Source organism: Marinobacterium profundum (genome assembly GCF_001528745.1).
Taxonomy (GTDB): domain Bacteria; phylum Pseudomonadota; class Gammaproteobacteria; order Pseudomonadales; family Balneatricaceae; genus Marinobacterium_A; species Marinobacterium_A profundum.
The window spans coordinates 1-25568 of sequence record NZ_BCNS01000091.1 but is presented as its reverse complement, the minus strand read 5'-3'; the positions used below and the strand labels follow the sequence as shown (position 1 = coordinate 25568).

The following is a 25568-nucleotide window of genomic DNA, read 5'->3' as shown; positions in this document are numbered from 1 at the left end:
AGGATGGTGCGAAAGCGCGCAACACCGGGCAGCACCGCTTGGGAGTAACCGCAAACCAGGGATGGTAACTATGTCACTTGCAGTGGTTCATGCCCGCGCAATGCTGGGTATAGGTGCGCCAGCGGTTACGGTGGAAGTGCACCTCTCGGGGGGCCTGCCATCCCTGAATATCGTTGGCTTGCCTGAAGCGGCTGTACGTGAAAGCAAGGATCGGGTGCGCAGCGCCCTGATCAATTCCGGTTTTGATTACCCGCAACGTCGTATCACCATCAATCTGGCACCCGCCGATTTGCCCAAGGAAGGCGGACGCTATGATCTGGCGATTGCGCTGGGCATACTGGCGGCTTCAAAACAGCTGCCGCCTGAGTCCCTTAATGGCTGGGAAGTACTGGGCGAGCTGACCCTAGCGGGGGAAATCAGGCCGGTGCGCGGTGTGCTGCCGGCGGCCATCGTCTGCCGCGATCTGGATCGCGCCCTCTTGGTGCCCCGCCTCAATGGCGCCGAAGCCGCCCTGGTGCAGGGTTGCGATGTACGTGTTGCCGATCATCTGCTGCAGGTCTGCGCGGCCTTGCGCGGCGATAGTAGTCTGGAGCCTGGAGTAGCAGCGCCACCACCAGCCATAACGGGTCTGCCTGACCTGATCGAGGTCAAGGGCCAGTATCAGGCACGCCGGGCACTGGAGGTCGCCGCCGCCGGAAGTCATAATTTGCTTTTCAGCGGTCCGCCAGGTAGTGGCAAGAGCATGCTGGCGGCGCGCTTGCCGGGGTTGTTGCCGGTTTTGGGAGAGCAGGAACGACTCGAAGTGGCGGCGGTGTATTCGGTGGCGGGCTGTGCCATTGATACGGTGGGACACGGCAGCCGGCCCTTTCGCAACCCGCACCACACTGCCTCCGCTGTGGCGCTGGTGGGCGGCGGCAGTCAGCCAAGGCCCGGTGAAATTTCCCTGGCCCATCAGGGCGTGCTGTTTCTGGATGAGCTGCCGGAATTTCCCCGCGCTGTGCTGGATGTACTGCGCGAACCGCTGGAAACCGGTGAAATTCTGATCTCCCGCGCCGCCAGTCAGATGCTTTTCCCAGCTCGATTTCAATTGCTGGCCGCGATGAATCCCTGCCCCTGTGGCTATTTCGGTGATCCGTCGGGCCGCTGTCGCTGTACGCCGGATCAGATTCAGCGCTATCAGGGGCGCATTTCAGGCCCACTGCTAGACCGCTTCGATATGCAGCTGAATGTGAAGGCGCTGGATCCTGCCCAGCTTTTGGACCCGGCTAGCGGCCAGGGTGAAGCCAGTGGCGTGGTGGCCGAGCGTGTGGCCGCTGCCATGAGTCTGCAGCAGGCGCGCCAGGGGCGGCCCAATCGGGATCTGGGTGCGGCTGAGCTGGATCAGGTCTGTGGACTGGCACGGCCACAGCGGGATTTGCTGGTGAATGCTGCTATAAAACTGGGGCTTTCGGCACGAGCCTGTCATCGTATTCTGCGGGTGGCACGCACCCTGGCGGATCTGGCCGCAGAGGAACGGGTCGGTGAAGCACAGTTGCTGGAAGCGCTGAGCTTTCGCCAGGGATTACTGCGCCAGGGTGGTTCTGGCGGCCGCTAGGCCTTGGCGAGCCACTTACCTCATCAGTATAACGATGGTGTTCCGCCGGCAAGAGCCGAAGAAGAACTTAATGTACCGTCCGGTCTTAGTTGACCATTACAGGCCCACTTTCTGGCGACTCGCTAAAAGCGTCTCTAAGAGCGGAGCAGTGCACAAGGTGAAATTCGGGATGGAAATTGCGGCGTGTTTACTCAACTACTGATTTAGCGATTATTGGGTGAGGTCATGCGCTCATTTCCAATAATCAGGCAGCTACATTTACCCAATAGAGCCAAGTAACTGTTGGCTATATTCCAGTTATAATGACGTTGCCTGATTGTCATCTAAGGCGTCCAGCTTTATTCGCGGCCTCTACAGGTTGGTCTGTTTATCGATGTTCGGTCGCTCGTGGGTAGTCATGTGAATATTAGCTGCTGTCTCATCAAGGCTTACAGCCAAGACAGAACCAGTAGCGACAGCAATGAGGAGGCCATGATCTGGCCGATGGCATGCAGTTGCATCTGCTCAAATCGGCTTGCCAGAATATACATATAAAATCCGCAGGGCATGGCTGCCAGAAACACGTTGATGCGAGCATGCTGTTGATCGACCGCTAGCAGATAACAGCAAAGCGCGACCAGGGCCGGAAGTAACAGGTTTTTGAGAAAGAGCCCCAGCAATAGTGGATACGGCTGAACCTGGATCTTGAAGGTAGCCAGGGTTGCGCCCATGCAGAAACATGCTAAAGGTAGCGTTGTTTTGCTCAGTAAGTCGATAGTACCTACGAGCGCAGTTGGAGGTGTCAGTGGCTGCAGGCGGGTTAAAAATCCCACCAGGGCCGCGATTACCACAGGCGTCAGCAACGTTTGGCGCAGCGTTTGTACCAACTGGCCGGGCTTAAGTCGGTTACTTGTCAGCTCCGCTAAAATCAGCAGTAGCAAATTGTTAGTCACCCCAAACACAATTATCATCAGCGCCACCTGATCACCAAAGGTTGCTACCGCCAGCGGCAGCCCCAAAAAAATAATGTTGGAGTAACTGCTACCGAACGCCAGTACGGTGCGGCGTTGCTGACTGGTTGAATCATTGGTGGCTTGATGGCGAGGTTTGAGCGCCCACCAGTGCATCATGAAAACGGTTGTCACCGGGATGAAGTAAGCCAATAACATCCGGGGTTCGGGAAGCGTTAGAGGTCGATCCTGTATTAACGAGTTGACGAGCAACGCAGGAACCGAGATGTGATTGATAAACAGCATCAGCGGTTGTCGTATTTCGGCGCTCAGGTAGCCGGAGCGCACTGCCGCATAGCCAGTTAGAATCAGCAATGCGACGCAGATCAGTATCGTTGAGGCGAGATCATGCATGATTGCGGGGTATCGGTCTGCCCAAGGGGGAGTGATTTAGCAATTAAATTGCAGACGGCAAGATGAACCGGGGACCCTAAGGAAATGGAACCCGGTTCGATGACCTTGTATGGTGAAGGGCTAGCCGTTAAAGAGCGGCGATGCTAAAGCTATCGCGGCTCTTTAACGGCAAGCACTATCAGTCGGCGTTATCCAGTGACGCCCGAACACCATCGGTAGCCTTGCGTCGCTCGGCTGTGTTGGCCGCCATCGTAAAGGCGTTAAGGGTAGGCAGCACGTTGGCTTTGTTTTGCCCGGCGATATCAAATGCGGTACCGTGCGCCGGCGTGGTAATGGCAACGGGTAGTCCTGCCAGTACGGAAACACCACGATCGAACCCCAGCAGCTTGATCGCGATCTGCCCTTGATCGTGGTACATGGTCACCGCGGCATCGTACTCGCCGTCGCGAACCTTGAGCCACAGTGTATCGGCCGGCAGAGGGCCGCTGACGTTAACCTGCTGTTGTTTCATCTTTTTCACCGCAGGCACAATCACATCGATTTCTTCGCGTCCCATCAGGCCATTGTCGCCGGCGTGCGGGTTGTAGGCAGAGACCACGATGCGCGGATCGTCGTAACCGGCCAGCTTGAGCGTGTCGTGGGCCAACGTAATTGAGTCACAGATTCGCTCGACACTGAGCAGACCCGGCACATCTTTCATCGCCACGTGTGAGGTCACCCGACCGTTCCACATGCCGTTGGCAACATTGAACTCGCTGGCAGGGGTGGTTAAACCGAAGAACTGGCTGGCGTAGCCGAGTTCATCATTGAAAGCGTTGCCGCCCAGATGCATTGACTCTTTATTGAACGGCATAAAAACGATGGCATCAATCAGACCGTCGCGTGACAGTTCCAGTGAACGGTGCAGTGAACCAACCGAAGAAGCCCCGCCGGGCGCTGACGCAGTAGCGGTTGGGACTTCGTCGATGCCAGCATAATTCTGATCGAGGTGGAGGATAGCACCGTCGCCGAAATCCAGATCCGTTGCTGTTAGCTCTTGGCTATCGCTCAGGTGGCGAACGTTTCCGATGGTAGAGCCGACCGTGGCTTCGCCCTGGGCAAAAATTCGGGGATCACCGATCACCAGCAGATTGGCGCGTTCGCGAACGGTCTTGTCGGCCAGTAGCTTGATTAACAGTTCCGGACCAATTCCAGCCGGGTCACCCTGTAATAACGCGATAGTTTTTTTGGTCATGATGGCTCCTATGATGCAAGGGAAGAGGTTCTACCTCAGGTAGAGACCTCTCGTAAGCGAAACAGCCGTCAGTGCTGTTGTCGTAAAAATCCGCAGTAGCGGAAGTAGAACGCGCCAGTGCCTGACAGCTGTACTTTAAAAATCTAAAAATCAGTTACACAAGGCGCAGTAGGCGCCTGTTGTTTGTTCGGTTCGCCTTTTATCAAGGGCCGTAGACCAGGTCGACCAGTGTCAGGGAGATTCCTGGCACGTAGGTGACCAGTATCAACAATCCGAACAACACCCCGATAAAAGGCAGGTTGGCACGGCTGGTTTTCCAGATATCGACCTTGGCGATAGAGCAGGCAGTAGCCAGTACACTGGCTACTGGTGGCGTTTGCTGGCCGATAGCCAGGTTCAGCGTAACGATCAGGCCAAAATGTATCGGGTCTATGCCGAACTGGTGGATCAATGGCAGTACCATCGGGACTATCAAAATGATCGCGGCGGCGCCGTGGAGAAACATTCCCAATATCAGGAACAGCAGGTTGAGTAGCATCAGCACTACAACCGGGCTATCGGTGAATTCCATGATCGCTTGAGCCATCTGCTGCGGCAGGCGGGCTTCGGTTAGAGACAGTCCCAGCAGCGCCGAGGTTGCCACCAGTAGCATTACGGTAGCGGTTTGCACCGACGCCCGGACCATGCAGCGGTACAGTTGCTTGAGAGTCAGTTCCTTATAAATAAAGGCACTGATGAGTAGCGCTGCCAAAACGGCCAGGCCTGCACCTTCGGTTGCGGTAACGATGCCACCAAAGATCCCGCCTAGAATAATAACCGGTAGCAACAAGGCCCAGGCTGACTCGCGGAATTTTTGGCTGAGCCGCTTGAGGCTGAAGCCTTCTTCGCGGGGAAAGTTGTAACGGACGGCCAGGTAGTATGCCAGCGCCATCATCAGGACACCGCCCAGGATGCCAGGCACCACACCTGCGAGGAACAGCTTAACGATCGAGGTATCGGCGATCGCACCGTACAGGATCATTGAGATCGATGGTGGGATGATGATTGCCAGAGACGCTGAAGATGAAGTGATTGCCGCCACAAAGTGGGGGTCATAGCCTTTTTTCTTCATCGCCGGCATTAATACACTGCCGGTGGCCGCAACATCGGCTACGGCTGAGCCCGAGATCTCAGCGAAAAACATCGACACGCCAATGTTTACCATTGCCAGTCCGCCGCGAACAAAGCCGATCATCGCCGATACCAGGTCGATCAGTCGTCGCGAGATACTGGAAGTATTCATCAGCTCGCCAGCCAGGACAAACAGCGGGATCGCCAGCAATGGAAATTTGGTGGCGCCGTCGAACAGGGTGAGCGGCACGTTCAGCATGGCGTCGCTACCGCTGGCCGCCAGCATGCCGCCGATGGCCGTAATCCCGATCGCAATTGCAATCGGCACGTTGATCATAACCAGGGCCAGTAGCGTGCCAAAAAGCAGTAAATAAATCATGGCGTAGCTCCGGATTGGCTTTTACGGTCGGCGAAAAGGCCTTCGCAAGACAATCCACACTCTTGGGCATATTCTTCCAGTTCGGCCTGGTCCTGGTTACGACCGCTGGCCATGTCGTCCAGAGCCTGTGGGATGGAGAGTAGTTCGGCGATCACAAATAGCGCCGAGCCAATAGGGATGACCGACTGGGTTACGATCACAGACATCCAGGGTAAGCTGACGAGCGTTTCACCCTGGAAATACTCGAGAATAATTAAACCGTAGATACCGATGGTGACGAAGAATCCAATTACCATGATCTCGGTGAACCAGAAAACGGCCTTTTGGGTCTTACCTCGAAGTCCAAATAGCAAACCGCTAAAGCCCAGGTGGCTGCGCTTTATCGCTGCAGTAGCAGATCCATAATAGGTGATCCAAACCAATAGAATTGATGCGACCTCGTCGTACCAAATGAGCGATGCGCCAGACTTTCGCATGATGACGCCGAAGACGATGACCAGCGTCATCGCCAGAATGAGTGCCACCGATATTGCTTCGAGAAGCTGCTCGAGTGAGGTTGCGAGTTGTTTAATCATGATTATTCTCCTGGACCGGAGAGGACAAACCTCTCCGGCCAATACCTCCCTGAAAGAGAATCGATTAGTTGGCGAGCTGGAGAACTGTGTTCAGCATCGCTTCACCGCCGTCAACTTGAGAGGCGAAGGTGATATAAATTGGCTTGCTGGCGCTAACAAACGCCTCTCGGTCGGCTTTGTTGACCTTCATGCCACCGGCTGTCAGCTTGTCCAGCAGCTCTACTTCAGACTTGTCTGCCTGCTCGTACATCCACGGCTTGACCTGGTCGCCTGACTCTTTGATCGCGGTCTTGACTGCCGCCGGTAATTTGGCCCAAGTGTTCTTGCCCGCTACCAGGTAAGAGGGCGTGTAGACGTGGTTTGTCAGTGACAGGTAGGTCTGAACTTCCTGCAGCTTGGCTGAGTAGATGTTTGTCAAAGGGTTTTCCTGGCCGTCGATAACACCGGTCTGCAATGCTACGAATACCTCGGAGAAAGACATTGGCGTTGGGTTGCTGCCCCACTCGCGGAACATGTTGACGCGCCAGGTGCTGTTAGGTGTCCGCAATTTGACACCAGCCAGGTCCGCCGGAGTGTTGATCGCTTGGGTGTTATTGGTGATGTGGCGAAAACCGTTTTCCCACAGGCTTAGAACGGTGTAGCCCTTGGCTTCGGCGCTTGGTGCGATCTGGGGCCAGAATACCTCTTTCTCAATTTTGGCCAGGTGCTCGCGGTCTTTGACCAGGAATGGCATATCGAACAATGCAAACTTGTCGCTTACAGTAGACATGATCGACGATGGTTGGCTGAAATGAACGGTACCCAGTTTCAGTTTCTGTAGTAGCGCCTTATCTTTGCCCAGTTGGGCATCGCCGAACAGTGCGATCGAGTAATCCAGGCCTTCGTTCTTCATCCGGGCGTTAGCTATCTCGGTGAAGCGCTCGGCAGTCTTGTACTGAAGTGATCCCTGTGGGGCTCCAATCCCGAAGATCAGTTCTTCGGCCTGCAACTGAGCTGCGCTTAGTGTCAGGGCTGTACCGGCGAAGCCAAGGACTAGGGTGTGCATTATTTTATTTTTCATTTTTGCATCTCTTTTTAGGGTTAAAACTTAATTGGCACCCTTATCGGGTGCAAAAAAAGCACTGTTTGGTTTTATGTGGCTAAGGCTCTAGCCGATGGGTCAGTGGTGAACTGGACCTGCTCTTAAATTCTCGATTCGATTAAGCGCTGAGGGTTTCAGCGCCTGGGGTGAACGTTTAAGCCGCAGCTATAGAGAGCGTCGGCGAACCTGGTCTGGATTCTGTTTCTGCTGCATGAAACAAGGGGGCGCGCCGGCTTCTGGCGCCCCCCAATCTCATCGGTCGTTGCTAATTCAGGCGTTGCTTAACACACCATCCACTAACCGCGTCAGACCCCGGCTGTTGGCAGAGTCGATCTCGGCAGGCAGGTATTTCTCGGGTACATCCTGATAGCAGACCGGTCTCATGAAACGCTGGATCGCAGCGGCGCCGACGGAGGTGCTTCGGCTATCTGATGTGGCCGGGTAGGGGCCGCCGTGAACCATGGCGTGGCATACCTCGACGCCGGTGGGGTAGCCGTTGAACAGCACCCGGCCGGCTTTGAGTTCCAGTACGCTGATCAGATTGCGAACCAGGTCCTCATTCTCGTTGTCGTTGCAGTGAATCGAGGCGGTCAGCTGACCTTCCAGGTGCTTGGCGACTTTAAGCATCTGGGCTTCGTCCTGACAACGAATCACCAGCGAACAACTACCAAAAACCTCTTCGGTCAGGCGTTTGTCGGCGATGAAAGCTTCGGCGGAAGTGGCAAACAGGGTTGCCTGGCATTGATTGGGGGCGTCGCTGCACAGGCCTTTGGCCAACTGTTCGACACCGGTACTTTGTCCAAGACGCTCGGCGCCACTGACATAGGCTTGCTGGATTCCGGGGGTGAGCATGGTCTGGCTGGGGCTCTGCGATAGCAGCCCGGTGCACTCGTCGATGAACTGTTGAAGTGGCGCGCCATCGACGGCCACGATCAATCCGGGGTTGGTGCAGAACTGTCCGGCCCCCATCTGCAGCGAACCACAGAAACCGGCGGCCAGTGCTGTCGGATTGGCGGCCAGAGTGGCCGGCAGCAGGAACATTGGGTTGGCGCTGCTCATCTCGGCGTAGACCGGAATCGGTTCGGGACGCTCGAAAGCAATTTTCATCAGTGCGGTACCGCCGGCTTGCGAACCGGTGAAGCCAACCGCCTTGATGCGTGGATCGCTGACCAGTCCGGTGCCGATCATCCGACCCGAGCCATACAGCAGCGAGAATACGCCTTGGTGCAAGTCGCATTGTTTGACGGCCAGCTGAATTGCGCGACCAACCAGTTCTGAAGTACCGGGGTGGGCGGAGTGCGCTTTAACCACCACCGGTGCGCCGGCAGCCAGTGCTGATGCGGTATCGCCACCGGCAACGGAGAATGCCAGCGGGAAATTGCTGGCACCGAAGACGGCAACCGGTCCCAGAGGCACATGGCGCTGGCGCAGGTCACTGCGTGGTAGCGGTTGCCGCTCAGGCATGGCTGGGTCGATCCGGGGATCCAGACCCTGGCCTGCACGGACAACACCAGCAAACAACCGTAGTTGCCCCATGGTACGGCCCCGTTCTCCCTCAATACGGGCTCGGGGCAGGCCTGTTTCTGCCATTGCGCGCTCAACCAGGTCGTCGCCAAGGTCGAGAATATTGACAGCGATCTGCTCCAGGAAGGCGGCCCGCTGCTCGGCACTGGTGCTGCGGTAGCTCTGAAAAGCGTCCTCGGCCAGGGCGCACGCAGCCGTTACCTGTTGCTGGTTGCCGCTACCAAAGGCTGGAGGCAGCTGTTCGCCTGTGGCGGGGTTGATGGCGAAAATCTCGCCGTACTGGCCCAACTGTTCGCTCTGGCCCAGTAACATGTTCCCGGTAATTTTCATGGTCTTTCCTGTTACAGCGATTTAACGATGACGGGGGTTGTATCGACTTCAAACTCCAGGCCATTGCAGAGAGGCCGGCCAAACTGAGGGGCTTCGATCTCGAACCGGTCGCCGGCGATGGTGCTGATACCGTCGGCAAAGCTCAGGGTGGCAGTACCCATAAAGTGCAGATGCAAGTCACCGGCACGGCGGAACTGGGCGTACTTGAAGTGATGCTCTTCCAGGTTGGCAATACTGTGTGACATGTTTGCTTCGCCGGTCAGGAACGGCTTGCGCCATAGCACTTTGCCGTCGCGGACGATGCGGCTCTCGCCTTCAATATGATCAGGCAGGTCGCCAACCAACAGTTCAGGGCCAAAGCTGCAGGCGCGTAACTTGGAGTGTGCCAGCCACAGGTAGTTAACTTTCTCGATCTTGTGGTCTGAAAATTCATTGGCGATGGCAAAGCCCAGCCGCAGCGGCTGGCCGTTGGGCCCAATGAGGTAGATCCCGATCAGCTCGGGCTCTTCGCCGGCATCTTCAGCAAAGTGGGGTACCGGCAGCGCCTGTTCAGGCGCGATGACGATATCGCCGTCACCTTTGTAGAACCACTCGGGCTGAACGCCGGTTTCGCCAGCAGCGGGCTTGCCGCCCTCCAGGCCCATCTTGAACATCCTCATTGAATCGCTCAGCTGGGTTTCTTCGCTGAGGTTGCTATGCATTGAGGCGCGGGTATCGGCGCTGCCCAGGTGGGTCAAACCGGTGCCGGTAATGTGGCAGTGAGCCGGATCTGGGTGGCTGACAGGTGCCCGCAGGTCGCCATTGTCGACCAGTTGCTGGTAATCGAGGGTGTCGTCGCTGAGCTGGGCTTCAACCTGCTGCTGCAGGCTGTTGCCGTTATTGACCGCGGCCATGGCCAGCGCATAGGTACCGCCTTCGCCGTGGAGCAGGCGAACGGTGTCGCTTGACTCAACCAGGGCGACGCGCAGTTGCTGCTGGTGGATACATTGGATTAAACGCATGTCAGAACCCTTATTCGATGATGTTGAACTGGTCGAGGTATTTATCGGAGATGGTCAGACCCAGTCCGGGCAGATTCTCATCCAGGTCGATGAAGCCGTTAACCGGAGTCGGATCGCCTTCGAAGATGTAGTAAAAGAGTTCGTTACCGATCTCTACGTCGTGCACAGGGAAGTACTCGGACATCGGTGATGCCAGTGTCGACATGGTCAGGTGGTAGTTGTGCATCTGGCCGGCGTGCGGGATTACAGGTACGCCGTAAACTTCGGCCAGGGCATTGATCTTGTGAGCGGCGGTAATGCCGCCAACGCGGTTGGTGTCGTACTGAATAACCGACACGGCACGTTTATCAAGCAACTGCTTGAATCCGTAGCTGGTGAACTCATGCTCGCCACCGGAAATGCCGATATTGGTCATCTGATTCAGCTCGGCGTAGCCGTCGACATCGTCGGCAATGACCGGCTCTTCCAGCCAGCGCGGGTCGAAACGTTCGAGCTTGGGCAGAATGCGTTTGGTGTATTCCAGGGTCCAACCCATATAACACTCAAGCATCAGGTCAACATCGTCCCCAATGACCTCGCGAACGGCTTCGACACTCTTAATGTTCTCACGCACGCCCTGGGGACCATCTTTGGGGCCGTATCCGAAGCGCATCTTAACGGCGCTGAAGCCTTGATCCATGTAGGCCTGGGCTTCACGCTGCATCTCGTTTAGGTCGGTGCGGTAGAGTTTGGAGGCGTAGCAAGGGATTTTCTCCTTGGTGCGGCCGCCGAGCAGCTTGAATACCGGACGACCGGTGGCCTTACCCATCAGATCCCAAAGAGCGATATCGATCGCCGAGATCGCTGCCATACCGATACCTTTGCGGCCCCAGGCGTGAGTCGAACGGTACATGCGCTGCCACAGGTATTCGTAGTCGAACGGGTCATGGCCTATCACCAGCGGTGCCAGGTATTGGTCGATGATCGCCTTGGCTATACGGGGGGCCAGCGCCACATTACCGATGCCGACAATGCCTTCGTCGGTTTCAATTTCGACCACGGTCCAGCCGTGAAAACGGAAGGTGCCCATCGAGTCGCCCCGATCCCACAGTTGATCCATGGCGTTGGAACAGAAGTTGGCCTGTGGAGGAACCGTCTTGCCTTTCCATTCAAAAACACGGGCGCGCACATTGGTGATTTTCATTGAGAAGAGCTCCTGATAGTTATTTGGCCGCTTGGCCGCGGTAGTTTTCACCCATTCGGCAAGCGATAAAGAACGCTTGCTCGGTGGCGGTGACGTTAGCTTTGTTTAGGCCGGCGATGTCGTAAGCGGTGCCGTGAGCCGGGGTCGTGATGGGAACCGGCAGGCCACCCTGAACGGTGACGCCTTTTTCAAACCCCAGCAGTTTGATCGCGATTTGGCCCTGGTCGTGGTACATGGTGACGATGGCGTCGTACTCGCCGTCGCGGGCTTTAAGGAAGATGGTGTCGGCCGGGAAGGGGCCGCTCACCGGTACTCCCTCGACGTTGAGTTCGCTGATTGCCGGCGTAATGATGTCGATCTCCTCTCGACCGCAGGAACCGCCGTCCCCGCCGTGCGGGTTGAAGGCAGCGACGGCCACGCGGGGCTGTGCGTAACCGGCAGACTGGAGTGACTGGTAAATGAGGCGAGTGGAATCTTTGATCCGGTCCTTTTCCACATAACGGGCGATATCTTTGAATGGCACATGGGAGGAGATCCGCGAGGTCCACAGATCGCCCAGGGTATTGAACTCGCAGAAGAAGCCTGTAACCCCCAGAGCATGGGCGAAATAGTGCAGCTCATCTTCGAACTTCATTCCTGAAAGCTTCATCGCCTGCTTGTTGAGCGGGGCAAAACAGATCGCATCGATATCCCGGTTTGTGACCGCCTTGAGGCAAAGATCCAGCACCTGCAGAACCGAGGCTCCCCCAGCCGGGCTGGCAACCCCGAGCTGAACCTGCGCCGGACTGATAGTGTCGACAGTCACCAGCAAAACCTGTTGGCAGTCCTGATACTGACGAGCGTCAGCCAGGCTGCCGATCTGACGGGTCTTGATCTGGACACCGACGATCTGCTGCCCTTGTTGCCACAGCCACTGATCGCCGATCAGCACGATGTTGGCATGATCAGTCAGGTTGGGAATACTGAGCAACTTTGCGATCAGTTCAGCTCCGATGCCGGCGGGGTCGCCTAACGTCAGGGCTACGGTGGGTTTATGCATTTGAGTTCGATCCTCATTTATGCGTGGGAGATAGCGACTGGATGTGGCTTTTCAAATTACGGCTGGTCTTGTTTTATGGTCTGAAGAGAAGGCCAGTTTTTTCGTGAAAATAGCATCCAATTTGACTCAAAGTACTGTGTTGAATAATCCAGGCCAGGCGTGTGGGTCGTGACCAGAATCAGGAGCTACCGATAGCCCTGAAACATGTTTGAGACGGACCTGTCACATAACCGCGGGGGGTTGACCAGGTGGTGAACGGCCCCCAAAAAATTCAGGCAGATGTATTGGGCGGTGGGATACCACCGCCCAGACACTGGCTATTATTTCGATGCTGCCAGGATTTCGTTGACCAGCGTATCGCCATTGTTCTCGATGAAGCTTTCCCATACGGGTTTAGCGGCTTGCTGGAATGCGGCGCCGTCAACGTCGCGGTTTACGATCATGCCTTTGTCTTCCAGGAACTGGATTTTGGCTTCTTCGTCAGCCTGGCTGGCCGAGCGCTGGAAGGCGATCGCCTTAGCGGCTGCAGAGGTGATTGCAGACTGTTCTTTTTCGGTCAGGTCGTTGAAACGCTTGGCATTCATGACAAGGGTCAGAGCAGAGTAAGCGTGCTGTGACACGCTGAGGTATTTCTGCACCTCATAGTATTTGAAGGCTTCGACAACCCAGATTGGATGGTCCTGTGCATCGACAACACCGGTTTCCAGAGCGGTGTACAGCTCGGATACAGGGATCTGCTGTGGATTCGCGTTAAATTGCTGGAACAGGTCATTCAGCGCTTTAGAGTTGTTTACTCGCATCTGCAGACCCGCAAGGTCGGCGGGTACGCGTATCGGGCCACGGTTGTTTGAGATATTGCGGTAGCCGTTTTCGGCGAAGCCAAGACCCTTCATGCCAAATTCTTGCAGACTGTCCAGCACGCCCTGACCGACGTGACCATCAAGCACTTTGTAAGCGGTATCCCGGTTGGGGAACATGAATGGCAGCGAGAATGCGCCGGCTTCCGGGATCATGCCGGTGAAGTTGTTCAGACCGGACAGTTCAAAATCAATGATGCCTGAGCGTACACCGTCGATCAGCTGGCTGTCTGAACCAAGCTGGCCGTTGGGGAAAACGTCAATTGAAATCGATCCGTTGGTCCCTTCCTTGACCTCTTGGGCAAACATCAATGCCATTTGGTGTGACAGATCAGTATCGGGCGATGAATGACCAAATTTCAAGCGAGTCTCTGCCTGCGCCGATGCCGCCATAAACGTTAATGCTGAAGCCGCGCAAATGATTTTTATTAGTTTTTTCATATAGTCTTCCTCTAGGAAGTTATCCAATGAGTAGATTCATAGGAACGATAATGATGCTTGGAAACACCACGAACAGTGATAAAAGCACCAGATAAGCCAGAACAAAGGGCCAAACGCCTTTGACTGCCAAGCTCATGGGAGTACGCGACACGCCGCATACAACATTAAGGACGTTGCCAACCGGTGGTGTGATCAGGCCAATGGAGGCATTGATGATGAATAACAGCCCGAAGTAGACGGGGTCGATGCCAGCCATCTTGACGACGGGCATAAACAAAGGGGCAAGGATCAGCACCGATGGGCCGAGATCCATCACCATGCCGACCAGAAAGACGATTACCATGATCGTCGCCATCAAGGCGCGGGGGGAATCGACCAGTGGGCCGAGGGCGGCCGCCAGCTGCTGGGGCAGTTGTGCAATCGTGATAAGCCAGGCCGCCACCATGGCGCAGCCGACCAAAAACATCACCATGGCGGATGATCGCGCTGCTGTGACCAGCATCCGGAAGAAACCGGCCCAGGTCATTTCACGGTAGATAACGGTCGAAACAAAGATGGCGTAGACCGCCGCAACCACGGCGGCTTCAGTCGGCGTGAATATCCCGAAGCGGATACCGCCAATGATGATAACCGGTAGTAGTAATGCCCAGACGCCATCGCGAAGTGCCGCGAGCCGCTCTTTGCCCGTGGCTTTGGGCATCACTTCCAGATCTTCGTTACGAACCAGTATTTTCCATACGATGACCAGTGTCGCCCCCATCATAAGGCCCGGCACTATGCCACCGACGAACAGTTTGGCGATCGAAATATTGCCGGCAACGCCAATAAGGATAAGCGGCAAGGAAGGAGGGATGACGGGGGCAATGATACCGCCGGCTGCCAATAGCCCAGCGGAACGGCCGTGGGGATAGTTGGCCTTGGCCATCATCGGAAACAGCATGCTTGAAAGTGCTGCTGCATCAGCCACTGCCGAACCGGATAGCCCCGCCAGCAATACAGAGGTGAAGATGACGACAAATCCGAGCCCGCCTTTGCGGTGTCCGAGCAGGCTGGAGGCAAGCCGAACGATACGGGTGGCCAGGCCTCCCGACGCCATTACTTCACCGGCGATCAGGAAAAAAGGAATAGCCAATAACGGGAAGCTGTCGACGCCGTTGATCAGTGACTGCGCCAAGATATCGGCGCTGAACAGGTCCAGGTGCAGCATCAGTGCAATGGCACTGAGCAGCAGTGAGAATGCGACTGGAACACCGATTATGATGCCGGCGAGGAGGACGCCAAGAAATAATGCCAGAGTCATGGGATATCTCGCTTGTTAACCGGTACGAATAGACGAAAAACTGCAACAAAGAACATCAGAAAGCCGGAAAGCGCGCCGGCAAGGTAGAACAGCCCTTTAGGTAAACCGGTCAGCTGCGAAATGTTGCTCCAGTTGGCGATGGTCTGATTGAGCGAGCCCCAGAACAACATGGAGACACAGACAATAATGATTAACCAGACGATTCGACGCAGAAAGGGCAGCGCGCGTGGAAACAAATACTCGGATATTTCGGTAATGGCTAAATGCTCGCCGCGTTGTAATACCGTGACCGAGCCGAGCATGACGATCCATACGAACCCGAGTCGGGAAAGCTCGACAGAAGGGCGCAGACCCGACGAGAATCCGTAGCGCATGACGACATTGATGAAGACGAGGAGGATCATCATCATCATCAAGCCAGCCAATAGAATATCGATGATATTCCAGATTTTTTTAACGAGATCTGCCATTTGAAATGCCAATATTTAGTTTTTTTGTATGGTGTGTTCAGTACAAGGTTTAACGATAACCCTAATGGTTGCCAAGACGTATTGCAAACAAATCAAATGGTTTTTTTTATGTTAAAGTTTTGCTTGCATATCGATTGGGTTAACGTTAACTTTCGAGCGTACGTCAACGCGTAAAATAATGTTGTGCGGTGACATCAGCATCAAGCGAGGCGGTTCGGCATTGGGTTCGTGATTGAGAATCCTGTCCTTGTTTCGCATATGCGGTGACAGCCGAGCCGCAGATAGTCAGAGGTCTTGGTCGCAGGATGGGTGAAATTAAGAAGAAAAAACTGGTCAAGCTGGATGATGTTGCCCAGCTTGCCGGCGTTAGCCGGATGACGGTGTCGAAAGTGCTGCGAGGCGCCGGCAGCATTTCGGAAAAAACCAGTGCCCGGGTTCTCGCTGCGGCCGATGAGCTGGGGTATGTCAAAAATTTCCTGGCGGGTTCGCTGAAATCGCAAACCAGCTCCTTTGTTGGGGTGATTATCCCCTCTGCCAGCAATGCGATTTTCGCTGAAATACTCAGTGGCATTAATGAACAGCTGCGGCCGCACGGATTAAACACGCTGATCGGTGAATCCTTGTTCGACGGCAAGATTGAGGAAGATCTGATTAGAACCATGCTCTCGATCCAGCCCCTCGGGATGATTATCTGCGGTGGCTTGAATCATACTGAAAGTGCCGTCAAGTTATTGAATTTCAAGCATTGTCCGTCGGTACATCTTTGGCGGCCGGATGAGGACTTTGGTGACGTCAGTATCGGCCCCTGCCATGTTGAGGCCGGGCAGTTGATGGCGCAGCATTTTTTGGAGCGTGACTTTAAGCATGTTGGTTATATAGGCGCCGAACTTGGCAAAGACCTGTGTGCAGAGATTCGCCATGTGGCGTTTGTTGAGGCATTGCAAGCCGCTGGCAAGACGGTGGTTGAGGTGATCGATCCGAATCTTCCGCGCCAAGCCGAATCGGGCCGGGAGCTGACACGGCAGTTGATGGCGAAGTATCCGGAAACGGATGCCATTTTCTACCTCAATGATGCCATGGCCGTTGGTGGTACTGCTTGGTTATGTGAGCAAGGTATTCCGGTTCCTGGGCAAGTGGCGGTTGCCGGTTTTAATGGCACCTCTATAGGGCACTCCATTCGTACCCGCATTACCACGGTCGATCTGCCGCGTCACGGCATTGGAACCGCTGCCGGCAACGCGATTATCGCGCTTGCCGCCGGCGAAAAACCTCAGCGCATCGTTCGCTCTCCCATTTGTTTGGTGCAAGGTAATACCACCTGACAGCCTTTTGGCCGTCGCGATAGGCGCGCAGTAACGGACACAGGAGAATCTGATGAGTTTTACCCAGGCCACTATAAGTCTTACCGATAACGGGGTGATGACCATGCTCAAGGCGGCTATCAGCAAAGCTGATGAGGTGGGCCAGCCGCAATGTATCGTGATTGTTGATGCTAGCGGCGAAACCCTGGGTGAAATCCGGATGAGCGGCGCTAAGTTTTTGAGTCGCAAAAGTGCACTGGCCAAGGCACTAACCTCGGCATCCACCGGCGGCGCCTCGAGCAGTATTCCCGAAACTGTACGTAGCGCTATTGGGCTGGCTACTGAAGGTAGCATCACGGGCTTGCCAGGCGGTCTGCCTATTCGGATCGATGGTGTGCTGGTTGGCGGTGTTGGGATTGGCTCGGGCACTGGTGAGCAGGATGTTGCGGTCGCTACTGCCGCTCTGGTGGCGGTTGGCGCCCAGATCTGACGGCCGCCATCGCGATACATATAAGCATTGCACCGCTACGCCTGTTTTATAACTGAGCGTTCGCCACGCCCGTGTGATGGAGATCGACTGTCCGTAACCGCGTGGTCACGTCGCTGTAAGGAAAATAAGATGCGTAAGGTTCTGCTGTTAATCGAAAAAAGCTCAAACTGTCTGTCCTACTACGATGTTGAGAGCGGCAAGCGGCTGCACACAGTTGATTTACCCGACTTCCCGCATGAGTTTGTACTGACGGCGGACGGATCGCGCGTTTATATCGGCCATTATGGGGTGATTAACTCCGGCAGTACCGGTGACGGTGGTAATGAAATTCTGGCGCTGGATGTAGCGGCAGGAAAGATTGCAGATCGCTTTAGCTGCGGTGAGGGAATGGGACGACCGCATGGCATAGGTCTGGACGGTAACGGGCGCCTCTATGCTCTGTCGGAAACGGCCTCCACCCTGCTGGTTTGGGATAACCCGGCAAAAGGAGGAGCGCCGGATCGAAGCGCGCCTAGTGGCGGTGTTAAATCTCACTTGTTTGCGATCACCCGCGACGGCAATACCTGCTATTCAATGAACCTTGCCTCAAATGATGTTACCCGCTTTAACCCGCAGGATACTTCAATTGCACCGGTATCCTTGAATACCGGCGAAAAGCCCGAGGGGCGCCTGCTGCGAGCCGACGAAAAAATGCTCTATGTCGCCAACCGGGGTAGTGAAACACTGGTGGCTATCGATACGGTGAGCTTCAGCGTGGTGGCCTCAACGTCGGCGCCGGGTGATCCGGTACGCATCTTTCATGACAGTCGCCGCGGTCGTTTGATGACCATTAACTACGGGGGGAAATCGGTCTCGGTGTTTGATGAGTCGAGTCTGGAGCGGGTTGGCGGTATTGATCTGCAGGCCGCGCCGGTAGCGATGAGTCTGGATCCGGAAATGAAGCACGCCTACCTCAGTGTCGATGACAACATGCTGCATATTGTTGATCTGGACACCCTGGCGATCAGCCAGAGCATTTACACCCACGAGGAACCCGATGTTTCGGCCATTGTGATGCTGGCCGACGACTGCAATGCCATTGCCAACGGCACTCCACGGTCCTGATATGCCTGTGGCAACAGTGAAGGCAGCCACGACCTCCGCTTAGGTATGGGCTGCAAAGCTCGACACTAAACCCAATTAAAAGCTCGCCGCGAAGATTGTTATCGAACGGTCAGGGGTACCTGTGCCGGTTTGTTCTGTTTCGCGGCTTCGATTTTTACTATAGGAAACCCTCCAATGCGAAGTAAAGAAGTCTTACTGCTCAATCAGAAGTGTGCTCATACATTAAGCTTTTACGATCTTGAAAGCGGTGAGGTACTGAAAAACATTCGGTTACCGGATTTTCCTCATGAGCTCGTGGTGGATTCTAAAAGCCGCTTTGCTTACGTCGCCCATTACGGCATCGAAAGTATTCACCACTATGGTAATCAAGGTGGTTGCTCGGTGTTTGTTATTGATCTGGAAAAGGGTGAACACGTCCGCACCCTCAATACCTGGCCTTTTTATCGCATCCACGGCTTGGGCATGGACGACCAGGATCGTCTCTATGCGATGAGCGAAGGCAACGACACTCTGCTGATTTTTGACGAGCCGGAAAAACGCGATGAAGCTGATCGTGCTGTGCCGTCGGGCGGTTACAAAACCCACCTGTTTGCACTGAGCCGCGACGGTGAAACTGCTTTTGGCATCAACCTGCTGAGCCATACCGTTACCCTGATCAAGCCGCAAGATCCGACCTTTACACCGGTCGCGGTTTATCCTGGCCGCAAGCCTGAAGGCAACCGTTTATCCGCCGACGAAAAAACCCTGTTCGTCGCCAACCGCATCGACAACAGCATTGTCGCGATCGACGTTGAAACCTTGAAAGTGACCCATACCGCTGCGACCGGCGAAGATCCGACCCGCATCTATCTCGATCCCAACGATCGCCTGATCGTGACCAATTACGGTGAAAGCTCACTGGCGCTGTTCGATCAGCAGCTCAACTCGCTGGGGTCAATTGAACTTGAACACCGTCCGGTCGCCCTGGCCTTTCACCCGGATGGCAAGCGTGCTTTCGTCACCTTTGTGGGTGACAAGATGGGCGTGCTGGACCTTGAGAGCCAGAAAATCGTGCGTTACTTCGACACCCTTGATACTCCCGACGTGGTCACTTATCTGCCGCCGATCAAGTAAGTCACCAGCAACCAGGGGAGAAAGCCGATGAACGACGTGCAGCGGTTGATTGACAGTCACCATCACCTTTGGCGACTTGATGGTCGGATCTATTACCCGTGGCTTAGCGATCAGATTGTTGGTGATTTTTTTCTGGGCGATTATGCCGCGATTCGTCGTGCCTTTCTGCCTCTGCAGCTGCAAGGTTTGATTCCGCAAGGCTATCGCTTGCTTGGTAGTGTTCACTGCGAAGCCGAGGCTGATCGCACTCAGGCGTGCGATGAGACCGCCTGGGTAGCGTCCCTGTCGCAGCGCGAAGGGTTGCCCTGTGCCCATGTCGGATGGGCACCGTTCGGAACTGCGCGTTGCGCTGCATGGCTCGAGCGACAGATGAGTTCAGCCCTGTTTCGCGGGGTTCGGGTCAAACCGGTAACCGCTGCCTCGGCCGCTCAGCGAGATAGGGTCAATGGAAGCACTGGCAGTTTGCAGGATGCGAATTGGTGTGCCGGTCTGACATTGCTCGAGGAACGCAACCTGTCGTGGGACCTTCGTGTTCCCGCCTGGCACCTGGCCGATGCCGCCAAAGTGTTGGAGCATCGGCCCAACTTGCGGGTCGTGCTGAACCACTGCGGACTCCCCTGGGATCGCTCCCAGGCCGGCCTGGGCAGCTGGCGGCAGCAGATGGAGATACTGGCAGAGAATCCCAATGTCTGCGTCAAGCTATCCGAGTTAGGGGTGCCGGGGAAAGATTGGAACGCGGAACAAAATCTGCGGTTATTGTGCCAGGTTATCGAAATTTTCGGCCCGCAGCGCTGTCTGTTTGCCAGTAACATGCCGGTATCGGGGTTACAGATTAGCTATTCACAATGGTTGGCGCTGATCGAAGAAGCGATTAGGATTGGCGCGCCGACAGCGCGTGACGACATTCTGTGGCGCAACGCCTGCCACTGGTATCGGCTTGATGAAAAGCGACTGTTTATTCCAGGATTGTAGGGACGCGACGAACAACGGCTCAAGCGCGAGAGCCGTTTGTTCAGCTCAAGCATGAAGTCTGCGATGAGCCTTGTTTGAAGGGAGTGGCGGACTAGATTTGCGACTCTGAAGTGCCTCTGCATCTGGTTCCCGTGGTGGGGGCGAATGCCTTTCAGTTGCTGCTCAGTTACCGCGCAACATGCGCATAAAGTCTTCGATCGGCACCGGTGGGCTGAAAAAATAGCCCTGCACCTGATCACAATCGTGACGGATCAGAAATTCCAGCTGGGCCTTGTTTTCGACGCCTTCGGCGATAACTTTTTTCTGCAGGTTGTGCGCCAGATTAATGATGGCACGCACAATCTCCTCGTCATCTTTGTTCTGATTCACGCCGGCGACGAAGGACTTGTCGATCTTGAGGGTGCTGATCGGCAGCTTTTGCAACAGTGCAAAGGAGGAGTAACCGGTGCCGAAGTCGTCCAGCGAGAAGTCGATGCCCAGAGCACTGAGTTCTTTCAGGCAGCTCTGCACATGGGCTTCGTCCGAGAAGAGCGCGGTTTCGGTGAGTTCGAATTCCAGCCGGTGCGGGTCTATCTGATTCTTGTCGATAATGCGGCGAATGGTCTTGGCGAGGAAGTCATCCTTGAACTGGCGAAATGACAGGTTGACGCCAATGCTGCCGTAACGAAAGCCCGCTTCCTTGAACTTGAGCATGTCCTGGCCGGCCTGGTGAATAGCCCAGTACCCCATGGGAACTATAAGGCCAGTTTTCTCGGCGATGGGGATGAACTCGTCGGGCTGCACTAGGCCACGCTCGGGGTGGTTCCAGCGCATCAGGGCTTCGGCGCCTATGATCTTGCCGGTGCGCAGGTCAATGCGCGGCTGATAGTAAAGGACGAACTGCTCCTGGCGCAGGCCGCTCCACAGCTCGGGTTCCAGCGTAATCTGGGTGGCGGGGTCTGTGTCCTTGTCGACTTCGAAAATGGCATAGCTGCAGCCATGTAGTTGCTTGGCCCGCTGCCGCGCCTGTGAGGCTTGGCGAATAAGTGAATCCAGCTCCCGACTGTGTTCAGGTGCAAAGGCCACACCTATGCTGCTGGGCAGCATTATCTCCCGCTCACTGCACTGGTAGGGGTGGCTTACATGCTGCATCAGTCGGGTAATCAGCGCCAGAGTGCTGGCGCGCAGGTCGGTGTCCTGCTCGACTTCCAGAATGATGGCAAATTCGTCGCCGCCAATACGGCACAGCTGCTCGTTCTGCAGGCAGGTTTGCAATCGCTGGCTCAGCTGGCGCACCACATCATCGCCGGCGGAATGGCCAATGCTGTTGTTAAACTTGCGAAAACCGTCGAGATCCACAGTGATCAGCGCGACATTGCGCTGATGACTGTCGATGCGCGCCAGGGCTTCGAGCAGCTGGCGGTAGAAATACTGACGGTTGCCGATGGCGGTGAGCGGGTCGGCGTGGCGCAGGTAATCAATCTGGGCATGTTGGCGCTGGCTGCCCAGCACATAGCGAATGGCGCGCTGCAGGGTGTCGGCTACCAGTGTTCGCAGTGGCAGGTAATCGGCCACGGACTGATTCAGCAGTTTGCGGCCGGTCAGGTCATTGATGTCGTCATCCAGCACTATGATGGGAACTGTGCTGTTGCAGCGCTTGAAGGTCAGCAGGGTGGCATTGTCGAGCAAATGGCTTGCCGGCAGGCAGAGAAATAGCAGGTCGACTTTCTCGCAGCCGATCAGAATCAGTGCCTGGGACACATCTTCGCAATACTGTATATCGTATACATGTTCGGTGTTGAGCAGGGTGCAGATCTTGTCCGATGTCTGGAGATCATCAGCGACGATCAGTAGTTTGATCACTGACTCGCTGGTTTGCCGCTGGGCAGACTGCATCAAGTTAATACCCCACAATTGGACAGCAATTCTCAAGTGCGTGCGTTGGACTGCAGCCGCTGGTTGGTGAGGGATCCTTTGTGCTTGTGTGGTGCTGTTCGTGGCATAATGCGCAGGACAAACTTGGCACGAGCCGCCAACACTACAAATGACAGCGAAAGCCCGTTTAATCAGGCAGTTGTGCTGTCATTTCAGTCAATCCTTGAATGTATCCAGAACCTAGCCAGTTCCGGATTCCCCTTCCGATATTGACGGTTAGCGGCCGTGTTTCCTGCGGCTTTAGCACTTTTTCGAATATTGACTCATGAGCAAGCTCAATCCCAGACAGAAAGAAGCGGTGGAGTATGTGGGTGGCCCGCTGTTGGTTCTGGCCGGCGCTGGCTCCGGCAAAACCAGCGTTATCACGCGCAAGATCGCTTATCTGATCCATAAGTGCGGTGTTGAGGGGCGTCATATCGCCGCCGTAACCTTCACCAACAAGGCCTCCCGCGAGATGAAGGAGCGGGTCGGGCAGCTGGTGAAAGGCAAGGAAGCCCGCGGTCTTAAGGTATCCACCTTTCACAACCTGGGTCTGAATATCATTCGACGGGAACATCGTATCCTGGGGTTGAAGCCTGCTTTTTCGCTGTTCGATGATCAGGATAGCAAGGCGTTGCTGCGTGATCTGATGCTGCAGCAGGATGAGGATGCCGAGCAGGTCGATAGCGTACGTAACCAGATTTCAAACTGGAAAAACGACATGCTGGAGCCCGGCCAGGCGCTGGCCCAGGCCCAGGGCCCGGATGAGATTCTGGCGGCCCGCGCCTATGAGTCCTACGAGATCCATCTGCGGGCCTACAACGCGGTGGATTTTGACGACCTGATTCTGATCCCGGTGCGGTTGTTTCAGAACAATCCCGAGGTGCTGGAGCGCTGGCAGGGGCGTATCCGTTACCTGCTGGTGGACGAGTACCAGGACACCAACCTGTCGCAGTACCGGCTGGTGCGCCAGCTGGTGGGGCATCGTGGCGCCCTGACGGTGGTGGGCGACGATGACCAGTCGATCTACGCCTGGCGCGGCGCACGGCCCGAGAACCTGATTCAGCTCAATGAGGATTTCCCGAGCCTTAAAGTGGTCAAGCTGGAGCAGAACTACCGTTCCACCCGCTTGATTCTGAAGGCTGCGAATACCCTGATCGCCAACAATCCCCATGTGTTCGAAAAGACACTGTGGAGCGACATGGGCTACGGCGAGCCGATCCGGATCATTTATAACCGCAACGAAGAAACCGAGTGCGAGCGCATTGCCACCGAAATACTCGACAGGCACCTGCGCAAGGCTGTGCCTTTCAAGGATTTCGCCATCCTCTACCGCGGCAATTTCCAGGCCCGTCTGCTGGAGGTCAAGCTCCAGGCTTACCAGGTGCCCTACAAGCTCAGTGGCGGCACCTCCTTTTTCTCCCGCGGCGAGATCAAGGATGTAATGGCTTACCTCAAAGTGCTGATCAATCCGGATGATGACAATGCTTTCCTGCGCATCATCAATACGCCCAGGCGCGAGATAGGCCCGAGCACGCTGCAAAAGCTCGGCACCTATGCCTCTGAACGCCAGGTGAGCATGTTTGCGGCCTGTGACGAAATGGGGCTCGAGCAGATGCTGCCGGCCCAGGCGATCGATCGTCTGCGCCGTTTCCGCGACTGGATGCAGCGTATCTATCGCCAGTGCCAGGAAGGCGATCCGGTGGATGCCATTCGTGAAATGGTGCGCGATATCGACTATGAAGGCTGGATACGGCAGAACACCGCCAGTGAAGCTGCGGCCGACAAGCGGGTGAAAAATGTCTGGTTTTTGCTGGATTCCATTCGCTCTACCCTCGACAGGCTGCGTGAAGACGATCCCGATGCCGGTATCGAGGAAACCATCACCCGCCTGATCCTGCTCGACCTGCTGGATCGCCAGGAAGAAGAAGATGACTCAGACCGGGTGCAGCTTATGACGCTGCACGCGTCCAAGGGGCTGGAGTTCCCCCATGTGTTCATGATGGGGATGGAAGAAGAGCTATTACCGCACCGCAACAGCATCGAAACGGGCACCATCGAGGAAGAACGCCGGCTGGCCTACGTCGGCATCACCCGTGCGCGGGAAACCCTCACCATGACCCTGGCGCGCCAGCGCAAGCAGTACGGCGAGATGGTGGACTGCCTGCCGAGTCGCTTTATCGACGAAATACCGCAGGAAGATCTGGTGATCGAGGGGCTGGAGCGTAATCAGGATCAGAACAAGGCGCGGGGAAAGGCGACGCTAAACAGTTTAAAAAGTTTGCTCGACAGTTTTTAGGTCATCTTTTCAAGGATTTGCAGATGAATGCCGCACGGGAAAAATGGAACCGCCGTTACGAGGCCCGCTCGCAAGTCGCTCCTGCAACCCCGGCCTTTGTGACCCAGGTGGCGCCTGGGCTTTTGCCAGGTTCAGTGCTGGACCTGGCCGCGGGCGACGGTGCTGGGAGCCTTGAGCTGGCACGGCTGGGATTTGCGGTAACGGCGGTGGATATCGCCGAGGTTGGTTTGGCTCGCCTGTCGGGCTTTGCCAGTGTCGAACAGCTGGCAATCCAGACCCACTGCCGTGATTTGGCTCAGCCGGACTGCCTGCAGGGCCTGGGCCCCTTCGATAACATCCTTGTTTGTCGTTACAAGCCCGAAGCTGAACTCTGGCCGCAATTGGCAGCCGCCCTGGTGCCGGGCGGCCTGCTGGCATTCAGCACTTTCAATCTGGAGCAAAATGAACGGCACGGCTTTCCTGCCCGCTTTTGTGTAGCGCCGGGCGAACTCAAGGCTATCGACCCTGCGCTTGAACTGCTGAGTTGCGTGAGTGTGACGCGCGGTGACGACTGCTTCGACGATTATCTGTTTCGCCGCCGCTGATCAGGTTGCTAGAGCACTTTCACCATACATCGACCCATTGCGATAGTTGAGACGAGATTAAGGTGACCCTGTTGGAGTCTGTGCAGGCTGGGGTATCGGAGCGGTTTGATGGCTCATGTTGCGCCTTGCTGGCGCGTTACTTTCTTTGCTCGTGCAAAGAAAGTAACCAAGGCTCTTTATCTTGACGGACGACGCCCCCGATGAAGCCTATTCGCTGTGCTCTGAAATCATTCGGAGGGCTGCGGCTCTCAAGGTTAGGAGTTGGTACATCCATGTACCTCATCGCGGGCGCATCAGTCCCTGTTGCGCCCCTTCGGGCCTGATCGCCGAATGACCTCAGTGCTCGCCGGC

The 25568-nt window shown here is 55.8% G+C and carries 21 protein-coding genes; 8 read left to right on the top strand and 13 right to left on the bottom strand.

Annotated elements, in window-relative coordinates; all coding sequences use genetic code 11:
- Positions 1 to 70: 70 nt before the first annotated feature.
- On the top strand, positions 71 to 1594 hold the full coding sequence (locus MPRO_RS06095; RefSeq protein WP_067288870.1) for a YifB family Mg chelatase-like AAA ATPase: 1524 nt from the start codon (positions 71 to 73) through the stop codon (positions 1592 to 1594).
- 428 nt (positions 1595 to 2022) lie between these two features.
- Here MPRO_RS06095 and MPRO_RS06085 read toward each other — a convergent pair whose 3' ends face one another.
- From MPRO_RS06085 to MPRO_RS06030, 12 genes are all read right to left on the bottom strand, one after another.
- Positions 2023 to 2937, bottom strand: a complete 915-nt coding sequence (locus MPRO_RS06085; RefSeq protein ID WP_082708485.1) for an AEC family transporter — start codon at positions 2935 to 2937, stop codon at positions 2023 to 2025.
- 178 nt (positions 2938 to 3115) lie between these two features.
- Complete coding sequence (locus MPRO_RS06080) at positions 3116 to 4171, bottom strand: 4-hydroxythreonine-4-phosphate dehydrogenase PdxA (protein ID WP_067288860.1); 1056 nt, start codon at positions 4169 to 4171, stop codon at positions 3116 to 3118.
- Positions 4172 to 4373: 202 nt separating this feature from the next.
- Positions 4374 to 5660, bottom strand: a complete 1287-nt coding sequence (locus MPRO_RS06075; RefSeq protein ID WP_067288856.1) for a TRAP transporter large permease — start codon at positions 5658 to 5660, stop codon at positions 4374 to 4376.
- Positions 5657 to 6235 carry a TRAP transporter small permease gene (locus MPRO_RS06070; protein ID WP_067288846.1) on the bottom strand — a complete coding sequence of 193 codons (579 nt, stop codon included), beginning with the start codon at positions 6233 to 6235 and terminating at the stop codon, positions 5657 to 5659. Before MPRO_RS06070 ends, MPRO_RS06075 begins: the two co-directional genes overlap by 4 nt.
- A gap of 64 nt (positions 6236 to 6299) precedes the next feature.
- Positions 6300 to 7295: a TRAP transporter substrate-binding protein gene (locus MPRO_RS06065; RefSeq protein WP_082708483.1), complete on the bottom strand. Its 996-nt coding sequence runs from the start codon at positions 7293 to 7295 to the stop codon at positions 6300 to 6302.
- Between the two features lie 291 nt (positions 7296 to 7586).
- Entirely contained in the window at positions 7587 to 9170 is a 1584-nt protein-coding gene (locus tag MPRO_RS06060) for an aldehyde dehydrogenase (NADP(+)) (protein WP_067288843.1), read from the bottom strand.
- 11 nt (positions 9171 to 9181) lie between these two features.
- Complete coding sequence (gene araD1, locus MPRO_RS06055; protein ID WP_067288840.1) at positions 9182 to 10171, bottom strand: AraD1 family protein; 990 nt, start codon at positions 10169 to 10171, stop codon at positions 9182 to 9184.
- Between the two features lie 10 nt (positions 10172 to 10181).
- The gene (locus tag MPRO_RS06050; protein ID WP_067288838.1) at positions 10182 to 11354 is read right to left on the bottom strand and encodes an L-rhamnonate dehydratase; all 1173 of its coding nucleotides are present in this window, start codon (positions 11352 to 11354) and stop codon (positions 10182 to 10184) included.
- A gap of 19 nt (positions 11355 to 11373) precedes the next feature.
- On the bottom strand, positions 11374 to 12393 hold the full coding sequence (locus tag MPRO_RS06045; RefSeq protein WP_067288835.1) for a 4-hydroxythreonine-4-phosphate dehydrogenase PdxA: 1020 nt from the start codon (positions 12391 to 12393) through the stop codon (positions 11374 to 11376).
- A gap of 320 nt (positions 12394 to 12713) precedes the next feature.
- Positions 12714 to 13691 carry a DctP family TRAP transporter solute-binding subunit gene (locus MPRO_RS06040; RefSeq protein WP_067288832.1) on the bottom strand — a complete coding sequence of 326 codons (978 nt, stop codon included), beginning with the start codon at positions 13689 to 13691 and terminating at the stop codon, positions 12714 to 12716.
- 19 nt (positions 13692 to 13710) lie between these two features.
- On the bottom strand, positions 13711 to 14991 hold the full coding sequence (locus MPRO_RS06035; protein WP_067288820.1) for a TRAP transporter large permease subunit: 1281 nt from the start codon (positions 14989 to 14991) through the stop codon (positions 13711 to 13713).
- Positions 14988 to 15461: a TRAP transporter small permease gene (locus MPRO_RS06030; protein WP_067288817.1), complete on the bottom strand. Its 474-nt coding sequence runs from the start codon at positions 15459 to 15461 to the stop codon at positions 14988 to 14990. The genes MPRO_RS06035 and MPRO_RS06030 overlap by 4 nt, the downstream gene beginning before the upstream one ends.
- A gap of 305 nt (positions 15462 to 15766) precedes the next feature.
- Here MPRO_RS06030 and MPRO_RS06025 point away from each other — a divergent pair, with 305 nt between their 5' ends.
- The 5 genes from MPRO_RS06025 (at position 15767) to MPRO_RS06005 (ending at position 20441) form a co-directional block, all read left to right on the top strand.
- Entirely contained in the window at positions 15767 to 16783 is a 1017-nt protein-coding gene (locus tag MPRO_RS06025; RefSeq protein ID WP_067288814.1) for a LacI family DNA-binding transcriptional regulator, read from the top strand.
- 52 nt (positions 16784 to 16835) lie between these two features.
- Positions 16836 to 17252: a GlcG/HbpS family heme-binding protein gene (locus tag MPRO_RS06020; protein WP_067288810.1), complete on the top strand. Its 417-nt coding sequence runs from the start codon at positions 16836 to 16838 to the stop codon at positions 17250 to 17252.
- A 129-nt stretch (positions 17253 to 17381) separates the two neighbouring features.
- Positions 17382 to 18356, top strand: coding sequence for a YncE family protein (locus tag MPRO_RS06015; protein WP_067288807.1), 975 nt, complete (start codon positions 17382 to 17384; stop codon positions 18354 to 18356).
- Between the two features lie 174 nt (positions 18357 to 18530).
- Positions 18531 to 19469, top strand: coding sequence for a YncE family protein (locus MPRO_RS06010; RefSeq protein WP_067288804.1), 939 nt, complete (start codon positions 18531 to 18533; stop codon positions 19467 to 19469).
- Positions 19470 to 19496: 27 nt separating this feature from the next.
- Positions 19497 to 20441, top strand: a complete 945-nt coding sequence (locus MPRO_RS06005; protein WP_067288801.1) for an amidohydrolase family protein — start codon at positions 19497 to 19499, stop codon at positions 20439 to 20441.
- Between the two features lie 162 nt (positions 20442 to 20603).
- Here MPRO_RS06005 and MPRO_RS06000 read toward each other — a convergent pair whose 3' ends face one another.
- On the bottom strand, positions 20604 to 22316 hold the full coding sequence (locus MPRO_RS06000) for a two-component system response regulator (RefSeq protein ID WP_067288798.1): 1713 nt from the start codon (positions 22314 to 22316) through the stop codon (positions 20604 to 20606).
- A 304-nt stretch (positions 22317 to 22620) separates the two neighbouring features.
- Between MPRO_RS06000 and rep the strand changes: the two genes are divergently transcribed.
- Entirely contained in the window at positions 22621 to 24633 is a 2013-nt protein-coding gene (rep, locus tag MPRO_RS05995) for a DNA helicase Rep (protein ID WP_067288795.1), read from the top strand.
- Between the two features lie 23 nt (positions 24634 to 24656).
- Entirely contained in the window at positions 24657 to 25217 is a 561-nt protein-coding gene (locus MPRO_RS05990; RefSeq protein ID WP_067288792.1) for a class I SAM-dependent methyltransferase, read from the top strand.
- Positions 25218 to 25568: the final 351 nt, after the last annotated feature.